Source organism: Dictyobacter aurantiacus, assembly GCF_003967515.1.
Classification (GTDB): Bacteria; Chloroflexota; Ktedonobacteria; order Ktedonobacterales; family Ktedonobacteraceae; genus Dictyobacter; species Dictyobacter aurantiacus.
The window spans coordinates 2,807,573-2,825,717 of the sequence record NZ_BIFQ01000001.1 but is presented as its reverse complement, the minus strand read 5'-3'; the positions used below and the strand labels follow the sequence as shown (position 1 = coordinate 2,825,717).

The window sequence follows — 18,145 nt, the reverse complement described above, 5'->3', positions numbered from 1 at the left end:
TGCTCGTATATATAATTCTCATCCTATTTTATCGTACCTGCATATCAGTTGACTCTGCCTGCTATCATATATACGCTCTATCCAGGCTTGTCAGATGTCTTGCCGTGGACGCGTCAATTCACGCGATGCCTGCATGACCGACATGACACAGCGCACCACCAGCACGATACTCACCACAAATAGCACCGCCAGCAGGCCGATAATCACCAGTTTGGCCGAGCGATCCAGCAGCACAGCCAGCAGGACAACCAGGGCCAGTAAAGCGGCGAAAACAATGTTATTCAAGCCAAATAAGATCAATACCTGCCGGTGCCAGGCGATAGATTTTCCTTCAGCACGTGCGCGTGCCAGGGCTTTGCGGCCCGCGCGAATATTCATAATACCCACCACGATCAGCACCGCCACGCAGATCGCCGCGAAAACAATGCCAGCCAGAGCCGCCACCCCGAGCTCTATCATAAAAGCCTCCAAAAATTCCAATTATGGATGTGCTATCGCACCTTGTTCACATACTATAGCACGTCTGCAAAAGATGCAGGAGATCGTCAGCGTCAATAAATATTATGCTTATCCGATAGTATAAGTAATACCACGTTCCATTGAGGTGTGGCTGCATTGGGTGCGCATCCGCGCACCCAATGCAGCCACACCTCAATGGCCTGTGAGTACCGTGGGGCGCAGATATTTGTTTTCTGTTGCTGTGGCAGAGGCGTATTCACGCCCTGCCGCTAAGAGGTTATTATATGGAGACATATGGATTACATCAATATCCGGGCAGGCTCTTCATTGTTGAAGGGGTTGATGGCTCGGGGAAGAGCACGCAGATCGCCCTGCTGCGTCAGTGGTTGATCAGTGAGGGCTACACGGTCTTCTTTAGCGAATGGAACTCTTCGCCACTGGTCAAAAAAACGACCAGCCGGGGCAAGAAAAAGCAGTTGTTGACCCCCACCACCTTCAGCCTGATTCACTCCACCGATTTCGCCGATCGGACAGAACACGACATCATTCCTCCCCTCAAAGCCGGAGCAATCGTGCTGGCTGACCGCTATATATACACAGCCTTCGCGCGCGATGTAGCGCGCAACGTCGATCGCACATGGGTGCGCGAGCTCTACCAGTTCGCGGTCAAACCAACCTGCGCCTTCTATTTCCGCGTCCCCCTGGAAGTCTCTCTCAGCCGCATCCTGACCGGTCGCAGTGAGCTCAAATATTATGAAGCGGGCATGGATCTGGGCTTGAGCAGTGATATCCGCCAAAGCTTTACCCTCTTTCAGCAACGCATCGTCCACGAATATGAGGCCATGGTCGATGAGTTCGGCCTTACTGTTATGGATGCGACCCTGCCCATTCCAGAGCAGCAGCGTCAGATGCGCAGGCTGGTCCTTCCACACCTGGAAGGAGTACGTCGGCTGCGCCCTCCCTTACCAGAGCAAGAATTGGAAAATATCGCCCGCCGGTCCGAAATATTGCATGGTAGAAACGACAGAGAAACGTTATGATCACGCTAGAGGATAAACAGACCATGACAGCATTAGATTTTTATGGTATAGATGCCATCGGCCTGCGCGCACAAAAAGAGGTTCTACCGGGTCGGCTGATTGTCATTGAGGGGACGGATGGCGTGGGACGCAGCACCCTGATTCAGCTTCTGAGGCCATGGCTGGAGAGCAGCGGCTACGCCGTCACCGATAGCGAGACGACGCGCTCCGAACTGGCGGGGAGCGGGCTCAAAGATGCCAAGGAAGGCAACACCCTCGGCCCGATTACCTTAAACCTGTTTTATGCCACAGACTTCATCGATCGCTTCGAAAACCAGATTATCCCCGCCCTGCGGGCCGGCTTCATTGTCCTGACCGACCGCTACATCTACTCTCTGATGGCCCGCGCCCTGGTGCGGGGAGCCGACACCCACTGGCTGCGCTCCATCTATGGGCTCGCCCTCAAGCCCGATGCTATCTTCTACCTGCGCGTCGAACTCGAAGATCTCATCCCCCGCATCCTCCAGGGACGAGGCTTCGACTATTGGGAATCCGGCATGGATATGCGCCTGGGCAATGATCTATTCGAAAGTTTTGTGCGCTACCAGAAGTTGATGCTCACCGAATACGACAAGATGGCCAGTGAATACCACTTCGAAGTAATCGATGCCACCGGCACCCCCGAAAAGATCGCCGCCCAGATCAAACAAAAAATACTTCCCCTCCTCCCTAATGGCTAGGGAGCTATCGCCAGCCTGGGAGCACTGACGCTCCCAATCAAAATTAAATAATGTTTTATGCGCAGGATGCGCCCGGGCGCATCCTGCGCATAAAACATTATTTAATTCGCGAGCGCCGCATGGTTTTTTACAAATAAAGATGGTACAAAGCGGGAGGTGCAGGAGGGCGGCTAGCCCTCCTGCCGGGGTGTGGGCGAGCATGCTGGGAGCATGCTCAAGTCCCCACATTTCTCTCTTTCCCCCTTCCCGCCTGCGGCGGGAAGAGTCGGCGCATTGCCAGGCTTTTTAAAGCATTTTTACTAAAAATCGCACCAACCCTTGCTTAAAGGTGCTATAAGATGTTATACTGACACAGGAAAAATTTTGTTATAACCCACAATTGCCTGATCTATCACACATAACAGTTGAGCGATAGTCCCACCTGGCTGTGACTACCCCCTGGTGTGAAGCAGGCGTTGTCCGGGCAAAGGAGGTGAGGGACATGGACGCTGGCCCTAGTCATAGTAGGTATGCCTATTACAAGACGACCAGTGCATACCTGCTTTCAGGACTGTTCTTCTCCTCATCGAGTAAAGCGATTGGATTCCTTCATAATTGATCCTGCGGGGTTAAAGTAAGCCCCTCTTACTCGATGAGACAGACATCGCCCCCATAGATGTGACTGATGTCGAGTAAGAAGAACACTCCATTTTTGCCAGTAAGTCCTTACGCTGCTTCGCAGCATCCCCAGCAATTACAGCGTATTCGTCGAAATGCATCACGCAAGCTCAGTTGATTGTATCACCATGCATTTCGAAAACCGCTGTGCGCCATATCATCAATGATGATATGGTCTGATGGACTACGCCTGTGTACCCCGCGCGTGCCTGCGCGCACAAGGTACACTACTTAACCATGTTTACTTGCAAAAAAGGTGGTGATACCTATGATCTTTTTAAGCGCTTTACTCCATAAGAGCATTTATGATACCGATCGTCGCCGCATTGGCTCCCTGCGGGACATCTGTGTAACCTTAAACGAGACCTTCCCGATGGTGACCGCACTGGTGGTTCATCCTGCCAGCGGCAGCGAACGCCTGATTATCCCCTGGTCGCAGGTGCAGAGCATTGAAACCACTCCTGTCCAGCTGACGGTACCCCAGTCGCAAATACAGTCCTATGAGCCAGCTTCCGCCGAGATCCTATTGAAGCGCGATATTCTGGACAAGCAGATCGTCGATACCCAGGGTTTTCGTGTGGTAAAGGTGAACGATTTAAAGCTGGCACAGATCAAAAAGACGGCCCGCCTGGTGGGTGTCGATATTGGATTGAGTGGGCTACTGCGCCGCCTGGGCTGGCAGCCAGCCATCGATATGCTTGGTCGTGTGACGCCACTCCAGATGTCCGAGCGCACCGTCACCTGGAATTATGTTGAGCCGATCCAGTTCGTCAGCTCGAACACCAGCCAGATGGCGGCGGTAGGAGCGGGGGCCGCCAGCGTGGGAGCCGTGGGCGTCGTGCCCCAGGTACAACTGAATGTGAGCCACAACAAGCTATCCGAGCTTCATCCAGCTGATATCGCCGATATCCTCGAACAACTGGACCTGGAAGAGGCGGGGGCTATGCTGGAGCGTCTGGATGATGAGACCGCGGCCGACACGCTGAACGAGGTTGAGTATCCATTACAATCCGAACTGCTCACAGAACTGGGACCCGATCGCGCCTCCGATCTTTTGGAGCGTCTGGCACCGGACGATGCCGCCGATATTCTGGCTGACATGCCAGCGGCCGAGGCCGAACGCCTGCTCAACCTGATGCCGGTCGATGAATCACAGCCCATTCGCGATCTGCTACGCTATGGAGGCGAGACCGCCGGTGGTATCATGACCACGGAGGTCCTGGCCCAGCCAGTGGATGCGACCGTTGAGGAGGTACTGATCTACCTACGCCAGCATTCGGCACACCTGGATATGGTTTACTACCTCTATATTGTCGATGAAGAGCAACACCTGATCGGTGTGGTCTCTTTACGTCAGATCGTGACCGCCGAACCCAATACACGCATGGGTGCTTTGATGGACCGGGATATCATCAAGGTACAAATCGATACCGACCAGGAAGAGGTGGCGCGTGTCATCGCCAAATACGACCTGCTCGGCGTGCCTGTAGTGGATGCCGATAACCATCTCAAAGGCATGGTGACGGTGGACGATGTCATCGACGTCATCCACGAGGAGCAGGCCGAGGATGTCTCGGAAATCACCGGTACCGATGTAGAGGAGCACGAGTCAGATGAGAGCTCGCGCCGCCGCAGCACCATCAGCCGCTCCTCGTGGCTGGCCTTAAATGTAGTGATCGGTTTTTTTATCGCCATGATTATCTCCAGCGCCTTTCAGCCGGTGCTGGGGAACGCCAGCGCGCTAACTTTGCTCGACGGAGCCCCGATGCCAAATCTAAACCTGCACCTGGCCCTGAGTGGCGTGCTCTGCCTGATTCCCATGCTGCTGCTAACCACGGTGGCGGCTGGATCTCAGGCCCTGGGCATCGCTGGCTGGGAGATGCGCACCAAACGCGGACGCGACTTCTTCCGCACCCTCTGGCGTGAAACGCTGCATGGCACCACTGGAGGCATCCTGACCACCATCCTGGTCTTTGCCCTCTCCTGGCTGCTCTATCGCTCACTATTACTGAGCATTGCCGTCAGTCTAAGCTTTGGTTTCACCCTGCTGATCGCTGTACTCTGTGGACTGGCGCTGCCCAACATTTTACAGCGTGTACGCCTGCGCGGCAGCCTGATCGCGGCACCGCTGCTCAATCCGGTCATCGCCATTGCCAGTTTAAGCGTCTTTCTCGCTACAAGCCTGGCCCTCATTAATAAATTTGTCGGATAAGCGCCAAATTGACGGCAAAAAGTATTGACGAAGCGCGGCAAATAGTATATATTAGCAGTGTTCCAGGCGAACAATCTTCCTCGATAGCTCAATGGTAGAGCAATCGGCTGTTAACCGATGGGTTATAGGTTCGAATCCTATTCGAGGAGCCACTAACGGAGGCCACCATCTGGTGGCCTTTTTTCGCGTTACTTATGTTATTTTTGTTAGTAGAAGGCCATCTCCCTCGCGCTGATCAAGTGGAGCGCCATCAAAAAAATATCATCAAGCAAGGCACAAGGATATACCATGTTGAATGCAGACCGCAACGATATCGATTTCAGAGTGCTTTCCAGGAGCATGCTGGAGGCCACCCCGTTGCCAACCTTTGTCATTAATCGCAACAGCGAAATCATTTATTGCAATCAAAGGGGACTCAACCTCTACGCCCCTACGCAATGGCAACCCGGTCTCTATCTGAACCAGGTCATTCGCAACCAGGCCATCATCCAACTGGTCCAGAACAGTATCGCCAGCAACACGCAGCAGAAGGGGCAGTTTGAGCAGGGCAACTCGGATATCGCCTGGAAGGTCACGGTCTCGCCTATAGCTCACCAGCAGCACTTCGCGGGCGATGAGTATCGCTACTTCGCCATCGTCATCGAGGACATGACTGAGGCGCGGCATATCGAACGTGTGCAACGCGACTTTATCGCCAATATCTCGCATGAATTACGCACTCCCCTGACCTCCGTGCGCCTGCTGGCCGAAACGCTGGAGGACGCCATCGATACCGATCCCGAAAAAGCCCAGGAGTTTGTTGAAAAGATCGAAAACGAGGCCAACTATCTGAGCGAACTCGTGGCCGAACTGCTAGAGCTGTCACGCATCGAGTCGGGGCAGACCTTGATGACCATCGAGCCAGTGGGAGCTGAGCAACTGGTGCGCGAGGTCATGGCACGTATGCTCCCACTAGCGCAACGCCATCGTGTACAACTGATGACGGATATCCAGCAAGGCGAGACACTGGTCGCCGCCGACAGCAAGCAGATTACGCGCGTACTGGTAAACCTGATACACAACGCCATCAAGTTCACCCCCTCAGGTGGACAGATCATTATCGGCACCGCGCTACAAAGCGACCGCCACGCCCAGCGCTTCTTTGTTAAAGACACCGGAGTCGGCATTCGAGCCGAAGAGCTCTCGCGCATCTTTGAACGCTTCTACAAAACTGATCGCGCCCGGGCCAAGCCCGGCTATATTGGTCCCGGAGGCGGCGGCACGGGGCTGGGGCTGGCCATCGCGCGCCATGTTGTAGAGACACATGGTGGCCGCATCTCTGCACAGAGCACCGTCGGTGAAGGCAGTGTCTTCACCTTCACGCTCCCCGTCGCCATACCCGGCGAAAACGAATAAAATTTTTATACTGGTGCGGGGAGCACGAATGCGCTCCCCGCACCACTGACTCCTGCTCATCGCAGGCCCACCATCTCATCCATTAATGGCTCCACAGGGGCGCAAACACACCTCTGTAACATCAACATAAAATTGACTCCTGCTCATCGCAGCCCACCATCTCATCCATTAATAGCCCCACAGGGGCGCAAATGCGCCCCTGTGGCACCATCATAAAACCAGTGCGGCCGCGCACGCGACCGCCCGTGCGGGGGCACTTATGTGCCCCAATAAGAGAAAGGTAAGACACATTCAGACAACCCAAAAAGGCTATACGAGCTATACAACATTTAAGCCATTTTTAATTTCGCAAATGCGGATAGAAGAATGTAGGGTACGAAAAAATTTAAGACAATCTTTACGAGATTTCCGTTGCCAAATGCCGTAACTATATGGTACATTGCCTAGCATCAACTTCATTAACGGCAGAAAGTTGATCCAGAATACGTTTACTTCGTAAGTAGATATGATATGGGTAGATTCAGCGTAAGATGAGCATCGTGAAGCACAGTAGGTTGCAATAGTACTTGCTCTTGTGTATTGACATAATGTCAGGTACAATGGGATGGTAGTGGGACGAGAGAGAGAGGACACGTATATGAGCAAACTCGTTATGGTTATCGATGATTCCGCAACGGTTCGAAAGATAGTGGAGACCTGCCTCAGGCGAGAGGGCTTTGATGTCAAAAGTTTCCCCGATGGCGTTGAGGCTATGCGCTGGCTCACAGAGCCGGATGCGCGCATTCCAGACCTGGTTATTTTGGATATCGGTCTCCCTAAAATGGATGGGTATGAAGTTGCCCGACGTCTCAAAACAAAACCCCAATTTAGCAGTACAGTCATCGTCATGCTCTCGCGCCGTGATGGAATGATCGATAAGCTCAAAGGTCGCCTTGCCGGGGCAAAGGATTATCTGACCAAGCCATTCAAAACCCAGGATCTCATCGCCGTTATCGAGTCTCACCTAGGCACTCCTGCCCCGAACTAGAACAAGAAATAGCAGTCATTATGAGTCAACGTCCAGCTCTGTCAACCGCTCTACTCAGAGGTAACCATGCACGGCATCTTGAGCAATTGAGTGATCAGGACTTCTGGAAGTATGCGCAGCAACTGGCACAGGCACCTCAACTATCCACGCCACAGACTGAAGAGTACGTAAAGTGCGCGTTTGAGGCGGGGCATGCGTTGATTCCACTGGCTGTTCTAAGGGAGATATTGCCCACGACGCGTTATCTTGCTCAGTTGCCCGCTTCCCCCCACTGGATGCTGGGAATTGCGGCCTGGCGCGGGGAACCCATCGCCGTTATCGATCTGGCTGCGTACCTGGCGCAACAATCAACCGGGCTTCCTGGGCACCCTGTACTCTTGATCGTCCAGCTGGCGGATATTACCCTGGGCCTGGCTACCACCATCAGCGACGCACCCGCATTTTTCGCCAGCGAACAGGATCAGGCCAGCAATAATACGGCGAAAGAGGATTGGTCTCTGCCCGAACATAGCGTACAAGGGACATATGCCGGTATGCCCATACTACAGTTACCCGCGATTATTAGTGATATAGTTCAACAACTTCGTATATCGCATGAGTGAAGAATTTTCATTTGAAGAAAATGAGCTGACAACTGAAGATCTGGCCATCTTGAAAGCCTTCGACGCCATAGAAAGCTGGCCCACCGAGGGTGGTGAGGATAGCAAGGTGACCGATGATGAGCGCCAGAAAAAGAGTGAGGCTGAGGATGACGCGGAGATGCTCATCATTTTTCTGGAAGAGGCGACAGAAGACATTGCCAGGATGAGCCAGGCGGCCCGCCAGCTGGCGCAAGAGGCACAGTTCGCAGCCACCCGCTTCAGGGTCTTTCAGCGCGCAGGCCACAAGCTGCGCGGCACCGCCGCTGCCGTTGGCTATCTCATTATGTCTACGGCCGCTGAACATATCGAGATCATTGCGGAACAGGTATTGAACGAAAAGGTCAAACCTGACACTGGCCTGGAAGCGATCACCCAGGCCATTTCTGTATTGGAGGGCTGCCAGAGCTATCTGGTGGAAGAAGGGCAGGAACCAGATAAACCCGAGCTCATTACCGCGCTCGAGGCAACCTATCAGCGCCTGGGTATCATCCTTACAGAGGTTCCCACCAATAATACGGCGGCGCTTCCGGCTCAGCCCGAGGAGATCAGTAACAGGGTGACAATCCCCCTGGAGATGGCAGGGGCCTTTCAAACTATCATAGGTCAGGCGCCGACCGATCAGCCAGATGGGCAATTTGAAGCCAACGATCAGTTAGCTGCGAGCTATCCTCTTTTCGTACACATTGAGAACCGGCGCTTTGAAAAGCTGCTGCGCCATACGGGTCAACTCATAGAGATGCATGCCGAGTTGGAGAACGCGCAGCGCGATGTGAGGGCCGCGCTACAGGCTCAGCAAATAGCCCAAAATCGGCTTATACAACTGGAACAATCCCTCACCAACGTGATCCGGCAGAAACCCAGCACCCAGGGACAGGACGAGACGCCTTCCTCCTCGTTGATCGCACGCATCCTCAGCGATACCTACCAGGAGAAGCCGCACTACCGCCGCTATCGTAGCCGTCCATCCGCTCAACCGCTATCAGCAGAAGAAAGCTGGGATGAGCTGGATCTGGAACACTATTCAGAACAGGACCTGCTGCTGCAAGAGGTACGTGAGGCCATCAACCAGGTGACCGTCTGCAGCGCGCGCGTCAATACCGCCAGCACAGCCTTGCAAATCGTGCAGCAAGAATATATGGCGCGCGCCAGCGTTGTGCGTGACGACACCCAGATGATGCGCCTGACCCCGCTTTCTACCCTGGTTCCACGGCTACGCACTGTTATTGCCGCCAGTGCCCTGGCGCAACAATATAAAGTGGAGTTTGAAGTCAGTGGCGACGCATTAGAGATCGACCAGGAAATCCTGGAAATGCTCTCCCCACCATTGGTACACATGCTGCAGACATGTATCTCCGATACCTCTATTATTCAGGGAAGGCAGACGGAAACGTATCATATCTGGCTGCATGCGCACTCCAGAGGGAACGATATCACGCTGGAGATCGGATTCTCCATGCCAGTCCTGGGAGGGACACTGGAGATTCTGCGGGCGCCATTACAAAGACTAAACGGTACTATCAACCTGCAACGCAATAGTTCCGGGGGCGTCAGCTTCCATCTCGCGCTACCTAGTTCGCGCAGTACCATCCGGTGCCTGCTCATACGCTGCGGAGAGCAACAATTCATCGTGCCGATGATGCAGGTGCAGCGTGTCAGCCTACATACACAAGAACAACTGGACCAGAGCTACCAGCTAAAAGATTTGCTGGCATTAAGTGGGGACGGGATATCCGCCCCGCCCGATAACAATGCCCGACCGATCCTGATCATTCAATCGGCAAGCAACAAAGTGGTGGGCATCGTGGTAGACGAGATTCTAAGCGAGCAAGATCTGACGATCAAGCCACTTCCATCCTATTTGCGGCGTCTCGGCATCGCCGAAGCGGCCATCACCGGTCAGGGCAATACATTGCTGATGCTTGATCTTGGGGAGTTGATCCGGAACTATCTGCAGCGCGCAGCCCCGCACAACGGACAAAAATTGGGGCCCACCAATGGCAGAGGTAATCAACAGAAAAAGAACAATCAAACGCCGAAGGTCCTGGTAGCCGACGACTCGGCCTATCTGCGGCAGGCGGTGCTCCACACCCTGAAGCAGGGCAAATATGAGGTGTTTGAGGCCAGGGATGGGATGGAAACAATCGAGCAGTTACTGGAAAACACACCCGATATCGTCTTGCTCGATATCGAGATGCCCAACCTCAATGGTTATGATGTGCTGAACATCATTCGCGAATACCCTGAATTGGCCCATGTAAAAACCATTATGTTAACCTCACGCACGTCAGATAAACACGTCCAGCGGGCGCAGGAGTTGGGCGCGCTGGCCTACCTGGTCAAACCATGTCCACAGACCACTTTGCTCAATACGATCAAGAGCTTGCTGGGAGAAAACACGGGCAAGCATACCAGGCCCCGGTCACCAAAGTCATAAACAGCAAACAGATGAGCCCATCTCTGAGAAAGAATGGGCTCATCTGTTTGTTAGACTTGATGCACAGGTTTACTAGCGATAAGATGCTGGCGCGGCCTCGATAGCTCCGGTCTCAATCATAATCTCACGCAACTGTTTGGCATCAATGACCTCGTTGGTGCGCAACGCTTGCGCGATACGATCCAGCGTAACGCGATGCTCCGTCAAAAGGTTAACGGCGCGCTCATAGGCTCGTTTAACGATACGATTGACCTCTTCATCGATCAAGGTCGCCGTCTTCTCGCTATATTCGCGAGAATTGCTAGCCAGAGCGGTCCCCGCGAAGGGATCTTCACGCTCGCTGAAGGAGATGGTGCCCAGACGATCGCTCATGCCCCACTTGGTAACCATCTGACGAGCGATCGCGGTAACGCGCTGCAGGTCATTTTCGGCTCCCGTCGTGATATGTCCAATCGCCACCTGTTCAGCCGCGCGCCCACCCAGGGCTGTCACCAGCTGGGCCTCCAGGTAATCTTGAGCGTAATTGTAGCGATCATCCAGTGGCGTATACTGGGTCACACCCAGCGCCTGGCCACGCGGCACGATCGTCACTTTGGTCACAGGATCGACATATTCGGTCAACAAACCGGTAAGGGCGTGACCACCTTCGTGATAGGCGATTACATTCAGGTCTTCATCGCTCAGAATCAACGGACGCTCGGCACCGATCTGGATCTTATCCAGCGACTCCAGGAAACAGTTCTGGGTCACATAATCCAGATTGCGGCGGGCCGCCAGCAGGGCGGCTTCGTTGACCAGATTGGCCAGGTCAGCACCCACCATACCAGGGGTAGAACGCGCAATCGCCAGCAGATCAACATCCTTGGCCAGCGGAACCGTACGCGTATGAATCTTCAAGATCGATAGGCGACCATTCCAGTCGGGGCGATCTACCGTTACGCGGCGGTCAAAACGACCCGGGCGCAACAGCGCTTTATCCAGTCCATCCGGACGGTTGGTGGCGGCCAGCACAACTACGGCCTGGCGCGCATCAAAGCCATCCATCTCCACCAGCAGCTGGTTCAGGGTCTGCTCGCGCTCGTCATTGCTATTGATGCTGGAGCCACGCTGGCGACCGACGGCATCGATCTCATCGATAAAGATGATGCTGGGGGAAGCCTTCTTGGCCTGTTCAAACAGGTCACGCACACGACTGGCACCAACGCCGACCAGCACCTCAACGAACTCTGAGCCGCTCATCGAGAAGAAGGGGACGCCAGCCTCGCCGGCCACGGCACGTGCCAGCAAGGTTTTACCGGTTCCGGGAGGGCCCACCAGCAACACGCCGCGTGGGATCAAACCACCCAGGCGCTGGAACTTCTGGGGCGTCTTCAGGTATTCAACCACTTCCACCAGATCGTTCTTCGCCTCATCAACGCCCGCCACGTCCCCAAAGGTGGTGGAAGGACGATCTTCCAGGATCAACTTCGCCCGGCTCTTCCCAAAGCTGAAGATATTCTGCTGGCTCTGGGTGGCGCGGCGCATGATCAAAAAGAAGACGCCAATGACCAGTATCCATGGCGCGAGATTAAGCAAGATATACAGCAGATTATTGTCGGGTACAGGTTTGGCCTGATACGTCACATGGTATTGCTGCAACAACTTGATCAACGTCGGATCGCCATCGGGCAACGTCATAAAATGGAATTTATTGCTTGTTTTTTGATTGACCGTAATAGCATTCTTGAACTGGCCCGTCGCATCCTGGCCCTGGAATGTGACCGATTCGACATTGCCACTCTTAATCTGCTGATAAAATGTGCTGTACGGAACCTCAATCGTATCGGACGATACCATACCGTTATCAGAGGTAAACATCCTGAACAGGTAGAAACCAATGATCACCACGACCGCAATCACGATAACGCGGAAGAGAATTGAAGAGCCGTTTCCACCTGAATTATTGTTACTACTCCCATTACCGCCAGTATCGGGCCGCCTGGGAGTGCGGGGGCCCTGGTCGTTGGGATTCTGGTACATATATGTAGCCTGAGCATCCATCGGTTCAGACCTGCTTTCTGCATCTGTCAAAGCATCCTGAGAGGATGCCCTTAATAGATTTCGGGTATTGAACACGTTATAATTTTCTCCATATTACACGCATAACGATCTTTCGTCTACTACTATTGGCCCTGGTTTGTCGGTTACTAGCGCCTGTAAACGAGGCTGCATAGCATGTCCGTCACATGCAATAGGAGAACGAAATTTTGAAAGATACGCAATAGATACGTTTCAAAATAGTGGCGGGTTACACTGCTGGGCATGGCCAACATATTCTACTTTATCAATCAAGCGATCAAAAAAAAGGACCGTAGCCTTTGTAATGTGACGCCGCACAATCGCATTTCGTATACGATGGTAACAGCAAACCTTTATAACCATTTCTCCACACTACCTATCCTTACTAGATATTATACAATTACCCATCCCCATGTATAGTACGCCCCCAAACACCAGTCAGCGCAAAAATGTTCTGCACACAGCCCCAACCCGGAGAACAGGGAATTGGAAAGGTTGCCAGGAGAGAAGAAGAGGAGAGGGGGGACCATAGGGGGATAGAGGACAGTGTTCCCTCCTCAGGTAGAACACGATGCGCGCCTGTGCGCCCCGTGTTCTTGATGCGAGAAGAAACGCGTCAGAATAGAAAGCTGTACCTGTTAATACGATAAGGGCATACCGGATAAGCGTCTTAGCGCTCGTAGTAGAGAATACGGCCACAGTTGGTGCATGTCTGCAGTTCAGGGCTGATGCGCACCTGTTGCATTTCGCTGGGCGTGAGAATGACACGACACCACTGGCAGGAGTTTTCATCAATTTTAGAGACGGCTCGTCCCTGCTTTGTGCGCCGCATGGTTTCATAACGCTTGAACATGGCTTCGTGGATCCTGGAAGCAAGGGATTGGCGCTGCTCCTGAAGCTTCTGTAAACGCGCCTCGGCCTGTTCACGACGAGCCTGGAGCGTGGAGTTTTCCTGCTTCCAATGCTCTTCCGCCTCCTGTAATGCTAACGCTTTGCGCTGAGCGGCCTCCTTGAGTGACTCGGCCGTATCCATGACCTCCAACAAACGTTCTTCCTGACGGCTCTGCTGGGCGCGCAGATGCTGTACTTCTTGTTGAAGCATCTGTAGCTCTTTTCCATTCTGGATCGAGCCACTATAGAGACGGCGCTCCTGATTTTCGAGACGCTGGCCGGTATCTTCCAGTGACCATTCAGCATCCTTCTGGGCCTGCTGACCAGCGAGCAATTGTTGCTGTGCAGTGTCATACTCCGCGCGTAACTTTCGTAGTGTGCCACTACCTTGCAAGGAGGTGGAGATAGATTGTTTCTCAGCTATGACGCGATCCAGTTCCAGATCAATCGTTTGTAGCTGATACAGTACCGCTGTCACCTGTGATGTGCTCATGGGTAAAGGGCTCCTCCTTATCAAAGCCAACGATGTGCAAAAGAATAGTCCTATCATTGTACAGTTTTCCGGCATTCACAGCAATAGTTAAGGTGTACACAAGTGCAATTTGTTAACATGTTTTTTGCGATCCTTTCACATGTTCTTCATAGAAGGTCGGTATACTAAAGTCAAATTTCTATCTTTTTTGTAGAGCTGGTTCGTTGCTTTTACCTTTTTAGAGGAGATTTTTGGTGGGTACGGTGCCGCCTGCGGCGGCACCAGGGGGAAGGAAGAGGCAGGGGCACAGCCCCCGGGCCCCCAGTCAAGGGGTTGACACCCCTTGTATCCCCGCTCCGTAGGTTCTCGCGGCCGCTTTTCGGATGGAGCGTCCCGTAGGTTCGGCCCTCGCGGGCAATACATTCAATGTAGCAATATAGCAAATGAAAAGCGTCGTAGGTGCTGGGTTTGCCCCAGCTTGCCGCGAAGCGGCCCCGCGCCCGGGCGCGCACGCTCCACCAACGAGATACCATCTCCCCTCTCAAAGGGGCGCCAGTATGTTATGTTGAATGCATTGGCTCTCGCGGACGGATTCTTGTGGCCGTCGCACGACGATAGGATAAATAAGGGGTCGTCACCTCCTTTCAAGGGCTTGCCCCCTTTGCGATAGGGTGGAGGAGATGAGATGGGGGAACACTCATGGTCTGGAAGATATAAAGAGGGTGTTGGCTTGTAAATTTCATTTGTAAATTTCATTAAGATATGAATAAGGTAACCTGTAATATTGCGTAATGAGGAGACAGGAATGCAGATTATTCGCTGGCATGGTCAAAGCTCTCCACAAGGGCAGGAGATACGTGCAAAGATGCAGCAGCAGGGTTTAAGACCATATTCCTGGTCCAATGGACCGGGTGATGTTTATTCTCCGCATACCCATAGCTATGAGAAGGTACTGTATTGCATACGAGGCTCGATCCGCTTCATTTTGCCTGATCAACTGGATGCGGCTGGCAACGCGGTATATGTTGATCTGGAGCCGGGCGACTGTATGGTGCTGCCAGCTGGAGTGCGGCATAGCGCCCTGGTGAGCGATAAAGGGGTGACATGTATGGAGGCGGCACGCCATGTTCTACCTCTGGGCAAAAGCACAAAGTATGCGGTATAAGCCAGGGCGAGCCTGGCATGTATGGGTTTGCGTCCCCTCATCGATAGGCCAAAGGATAAAACCCACCATCTGGGGACTTCTGTGATATACTCTAAAATCAACACACCACACTCAAACAAACCAGAGGTAGGAAAGAAACCCATGCACGCACCAGAGCGCCGTGAGGCCATCATTGTTCTCGATTACGGCTCCCAGTATAGCCGCTTGATTACGCGTCGTATTCGCGAATGCCATGTCTATAGTGAACTTGTTCCTGCAGATACCACCCTGGAACAGCTACAGAAGAATGAGCACCTCGATATTAAAGGCTTTATCTTCTCTGGTGGGCCGTCCAGCGTGTATGATGTGGATGCCCCTTCATGCGATCCCGCCATTCTCAAAAGCGGGCTACCGGTGCTGGGCATTTGCTATGGTATGCAGTTATTGGCCCAGAGCCTGGGCGGACATGTGGCGCCCTCAAATGGACTGCGAGAATACGGGCCCGCGACCATCGAGGTATTGACCGAGGCCGCCGCTGATCGCGAGAGCTTCCGTATTTTTGAGGGCATTAAAGCCTCACCGCAGCAGACCGATGATTTAGACACGCCCGAGAGCCAATCGCTGCGCCTGCCGGTCTGGATGAGTCATGGTGATAGCGTGGATAAGTTGCCCGAAGGCTTTCGCGTCCTGGCCTGCACCGAGAGCAATCCGGTGGCCGCCATCGGCAGTCCGCAGGGCTACATCGGCCTGCAGTTTCATCCCGAGGTCACCCATACGCCGCAGGGAAAAGATATCATCCGCAATTTCCTTTTCCGCGTCTGTGGCTGCGAAGCAAACTGGACCCCCGGCCATGTGATCGATGAGGCCGTTGAACTGATTCGCCAGCAGGTAGGTGATGAGCGTGTCATCTGTGGCCTCTCAGGCGGCGTCGATTCGGCGGTGGCCGCGCTGCTCATTCATAAAGCCATCGGCGATCAATTGACCTGTATCTTCGTGGATACCGGGCTGCTGCGCGCCGGTGAACGCGAGCAGGTGGTGGATACCTTTGGCAACCATATGCACATTCCACTAGTAGTGGTGGATGCGCGCCAGCGTTTCCTGGATCGCCTGGCCAACGTCGTTGATCCAGAGCAGAAGCGTAAGATTATCGGCAGCGAGTTCATCCGCGTCTTTGAAGATGAGGCGGTACGCCTGGCAGAAAAACAGGGCAATATCGCCTTCCTGGCGCAGGGAACACTCTATCCCGATGTGATCGAGAGCACAAGCCACGATACGGCCAGTACCGCCAAGAGTATCAAGTCGCACCATAACGTGGGCGGGCTGCCAAAAGAGATGAAGCTGAAGCTGGTCGAGCCGCTGCGCATGCTGTTTAAGGATGAGGTACGCGAGATCGGGGCCGCGCTCGGCCTGCCCGAAGATTGGGTCTGGCGCCATCCATTCCCGGGACCCGGCCTGGCCATTCGCATCATCGGGGCCGTGGATGAGCAGCGCCTCAATGTGCTGCGCGCCGCCGATAAGATCGTGATTGAGGAAATTCAGAAGGCTGGCATCTATCGTCAACTGGGGCAGGCCTTCGCCGTGCTTACTCCCATTCAAAGCGTGGGCGTGATGGGCGATTATCGCACCTACGCCAACCTGGTCGCCGTACGCGCCGTGACTACCGGTGACTTTATGACTGCCGACTGGGCCAGGCTCTCGCCGGAACTGCTCGGTCGCATCTCCAATCGTCTGGTCAACGAGGTGGCCGAGATCAATCGCGTGGTCTACGACATCACGTCCAAGCCTCCGGCAACCATTGAGTGGGAATAGCTGAGGATCACATGCTCGAATTTGAGATTCTGGCTCGGGGCCGCTATCGGCCCCAGGATCTACATATCTCGTACCAACCTGACCAATTCCTGCGGTTCACACCCGAGCTGCAGGAATGGATGGAGCGCTTCTGGCAGGAAAAGCTGCGCGGGGCGCGCCAACAAAACAGTCTGCTCTTCGATTCTCCCCTCTATCGCCTTATCTCGGTTCAACAAGATAGCGAACAGACGCTCACCAGCGTCAAGTCAAGGGGTGCAGGGTTCTCCCTGCCGGGGCGTGAGGTGTCCCCACAAAACTTTTTTCTCTCTTTTTCTGCGGCGGCGCGAGGGGAGAGGGGAGAGGGCGGGGACTATCATGCCCCCAGCATGCTTGCCCCGCACCCCGGTAGGAGGGCTGGCCGTCCTCCTGCACCTCCCGCCTGGAGGAAGCAGGGAGACAGCCCTTTGCTTAACTTGCCGCCAATGGGGCAGGCTCTGCATCTGACGCTGGGCCAGACCAGCTATAAAGAATACGTGGTCACACGCAGCCAGGAATTCGCCAGCGGGCGCACGCGAGCCGAGCTGGGCAATCCCTTATCCGTCTGCTCGGTCGTCGAGACCGCCGACGGTCACATTCTGCTAGATAAACGCCAGGGGGTAGACCTCTACGTTGGCCGCTATCATGTCATCGGTGGCTTCTTCGAGCGCGACGTCGATATCAACGCGACAACACAACAACCCGATCCATTCGCCGCCATGCGGCGTGAGATCCGCGAGGAGACAGGCATCGGGACGGACGATATCAGCGAACAGTTCTGCCTGGGGCTCGTCTACGATGTGTTTACGCCCCATCCCGAACTCTGCTTTCTCACCCGCCTACGCATCTCCCTGGAAGAAGTCAGGCGACGCAAGCCCGAGGACGGCGAGATAAAGACCCTCCACACCTGCCCCGGCGAGCCCACCAGCCTGGCTCAATTCATACTGCAACACCACGGCAATATCTCGGCCACCGGTGAGCCAAACCTGCTACTCTATGGACAACTGTGCTATGGAGACGATTGGTTCGACGCCATTACCTCATCTATTAGTAATTTGCCATCTCGCAAATAAAGATGTTACAATAAGCCTGTCCCATTGGATGAGAACAGCACTGTCATTCTATTTACTAGCAGTCACCTGATGTCCTTCATCAGACATTAAGGCACCAGC

General features: G+C 54.0%; 13 protein-coding genes and 1 tRNA gene. 11 read left to right on the top strand and 3 right to left on the bottom strand.

All coding sequences use genetic code 11. From position 1 onward, the window contains the following. Window positions 1–90: 90 nt before the first annotated feature. On the bottom strand, window positions 91–459 hold the full coding sequence (locus KTT_RS11345; protein ID WP_126596083.1) for a hypothetical protein: 369 nt from the start codon (window positions 457–459) through the stop codon (window positions 91–93). Between the two features lie 284 nt (window positions 460–743). Here KTT_RS11345 and KTT_RS11340 point away from each other — a divergent pair, with 284 nt between their 5' ends. The 8 genes from KTT_RS11340 to KTT_RS11305 all read left to right on the top strand — a co-directional run bounded on the left by KTT_RS11340 (window position 744) and on the right by KTT_RS11305 (window position 10,584). After that, window positions 744–1,499 (top strand): dTMP kinase, encoded by a 756-nt coding sequence (locus tag KTT_RS11340; protein ID WP_126596082.1) that lies wholly within the window; start codon window positions 744–746, stop codon window positions 1,497–1,499. A 23-nt stretch (window positions 1,500–1,522) separates the two neighbouring features. Beyond that, window positions 1,523–2,218: a dTMP kinase gene (locus tag KTT_RS11335; RefSeq protein ID WP_235845674.1), complete on the top strand. Its 696-nt coding sequence runs from the start codon at window positions 1,523–1,525 to the stop codon at window positions 2,216–2,218. Window positions 2,219–3,143: 925 nt separating this feature from the next. Then, window positions 3,144–5,087, top strand: coding sequence for a magnesium transporter (gene mgtE / locus KTT_RS11330; RefSeq protein ID WP_126596080.1), 1,944 nt, complete (start codon window positions 3,144–3,146; stop codon window positions 5,085–5,087). A gap of 77 nt (window positions 5,088–5,164) precedes the next feature. Then, window positions 5,165–5,239: transfer RNA gene (locus KTT_RS11325), tRNA-Asn, on the top strand. Between the two features lie 136 nt (window positions 5,240–5,375). Continuing rightward, window positions 5,376–6,482: a sensor histidine kinase gene (locus tag KTT_RS11320; RefSeq protein ID WP_126596079.1), complete on the top strand. Its 1,107-nt coding sequence runs from the start codon at window positions 5,376–5,378 to the stop codon at window positions 6,480–6,482. A 637-nt stretch (window positions 6,483–7,119) separates the two neighbouring features. Then, a complete protein-coding gene (locus tag KTT_RS11315; protein WP_126596078.1) occupies window positions 7,120–7,509 on the top strand; it encodes a response regulator in 390 nt (129 codons plus the stop codon). A gap of 20 nt (window positions 7,510–7,529) precedes the next feature. Next, the gene (locus tag KTT_RS11310; protein WP_126596077.1) at window positions 7,530–8,111 is read left to right on the top strand and encodes a chemotaxis protein CheW; all 582 of its coding nucleotides are present in this window, start codon (window positions 7,530–7,532) and stop codon (window positions 8,109–8,111) included. Continuing rightward, on the top strand, window positions 8,104–10,584 hold the full coding sequence (locus tag KTT_RS11305; protein ID WP_126596076.1) for an ATP-binding response regulator: 2,481 nt from the start codon (window positions 8,104–8,106) through the stop codon (window positions 10,582–10,584). The genes KTT_RS11310 and KTT_RS11305 overlap by 8 nt, the downstream gene beginning before the upstream one ends. A gap of 72 nt (window positions 10,585–10,656) precedes the next feature. On the opposite strand, the gene ftsH is transcribed toward KTT_RS11305, so the two are convergent. Together ftsH and KTT_RS11295 are read right to left on the bottom strand one after the other, a co-directional pair. Then, the gene (ftsH, locus tag KTT_RS11300; protein WP_126596075.1) at window positions 10,657–12,624 is read right to left on the bottom strand and encodes an ATP-dependent zinc metalloprotease FtsH; all 1,968 of its coding nucleotides are present in this window, start codon (window positions 12,622–12,624) and stop codon (window positions 10,657–10,659) included. A gap of 688 nt (window positions 12,625–13,312) precedes the next feature. After that, on the bottom strand, window positions 13,313–14,026 hold the full coding sequence (locus KTT_RS11295) for a zinc ribbon domain-containing protein (protein WP_126596074.1): 714 nt from the start codon (window positions 14,024–14,026) through the stop codon (window positions 13,313–13,315). 784 nt (window positions 14,027–14,810) lie between these two features. Here KTT_RS11295 and KTT_RS11290 point away from each other — a divergent pair. The 3 genes from KTT_RS11290 to KTT_RS11280 all read left to right on the top strand — a co-directional run bounded on the left by KTT_RS11290 (window position 14,811) and on the right by KTT_RS11280 (window position 18,046). Continuing rightward, window positions 14,811–15,170 carry a cupin domain-containing protein gene (locus tag KTT_RS11290; protein WP_126596073.1) on the top strand — a complete coding sequence of 120 codons (360 nt, stop codon included), beginning with the start codon at window positions 14,811–14,813 and terminating at the stop codon, window positions 15,168–15,170. Between the two features lie 141 nt (window positions 15,171–15,311). Beyond that, entirely contained in the window at window positions 15,312–16,958 is a 1,647-nt protein-coding gene (gene guaA / locus KTT_RS11285) for a glutamine-hydrolyzing GMP synthase (RefSeq protein WP_126596072.1), read from the top strand. Window positions 16,959–16,969: 11 nt separating this feature from the next. Then, the gene (locus tag KTT_RS11280) at window positions 16,970–18,046 is read left to right on the top strand and encodes an NUDIX hydrolase (RefSeq protein ID WP_126596071.1); all 1,077 of its coding nucleotides are present in this window, start codon (window positions 16,970–16,972) and stop codon (window positions 18,044–18,046) included. The last annotated feature ends 99 nt before the right edge of the window (window positions 18,047–18,145 follow it).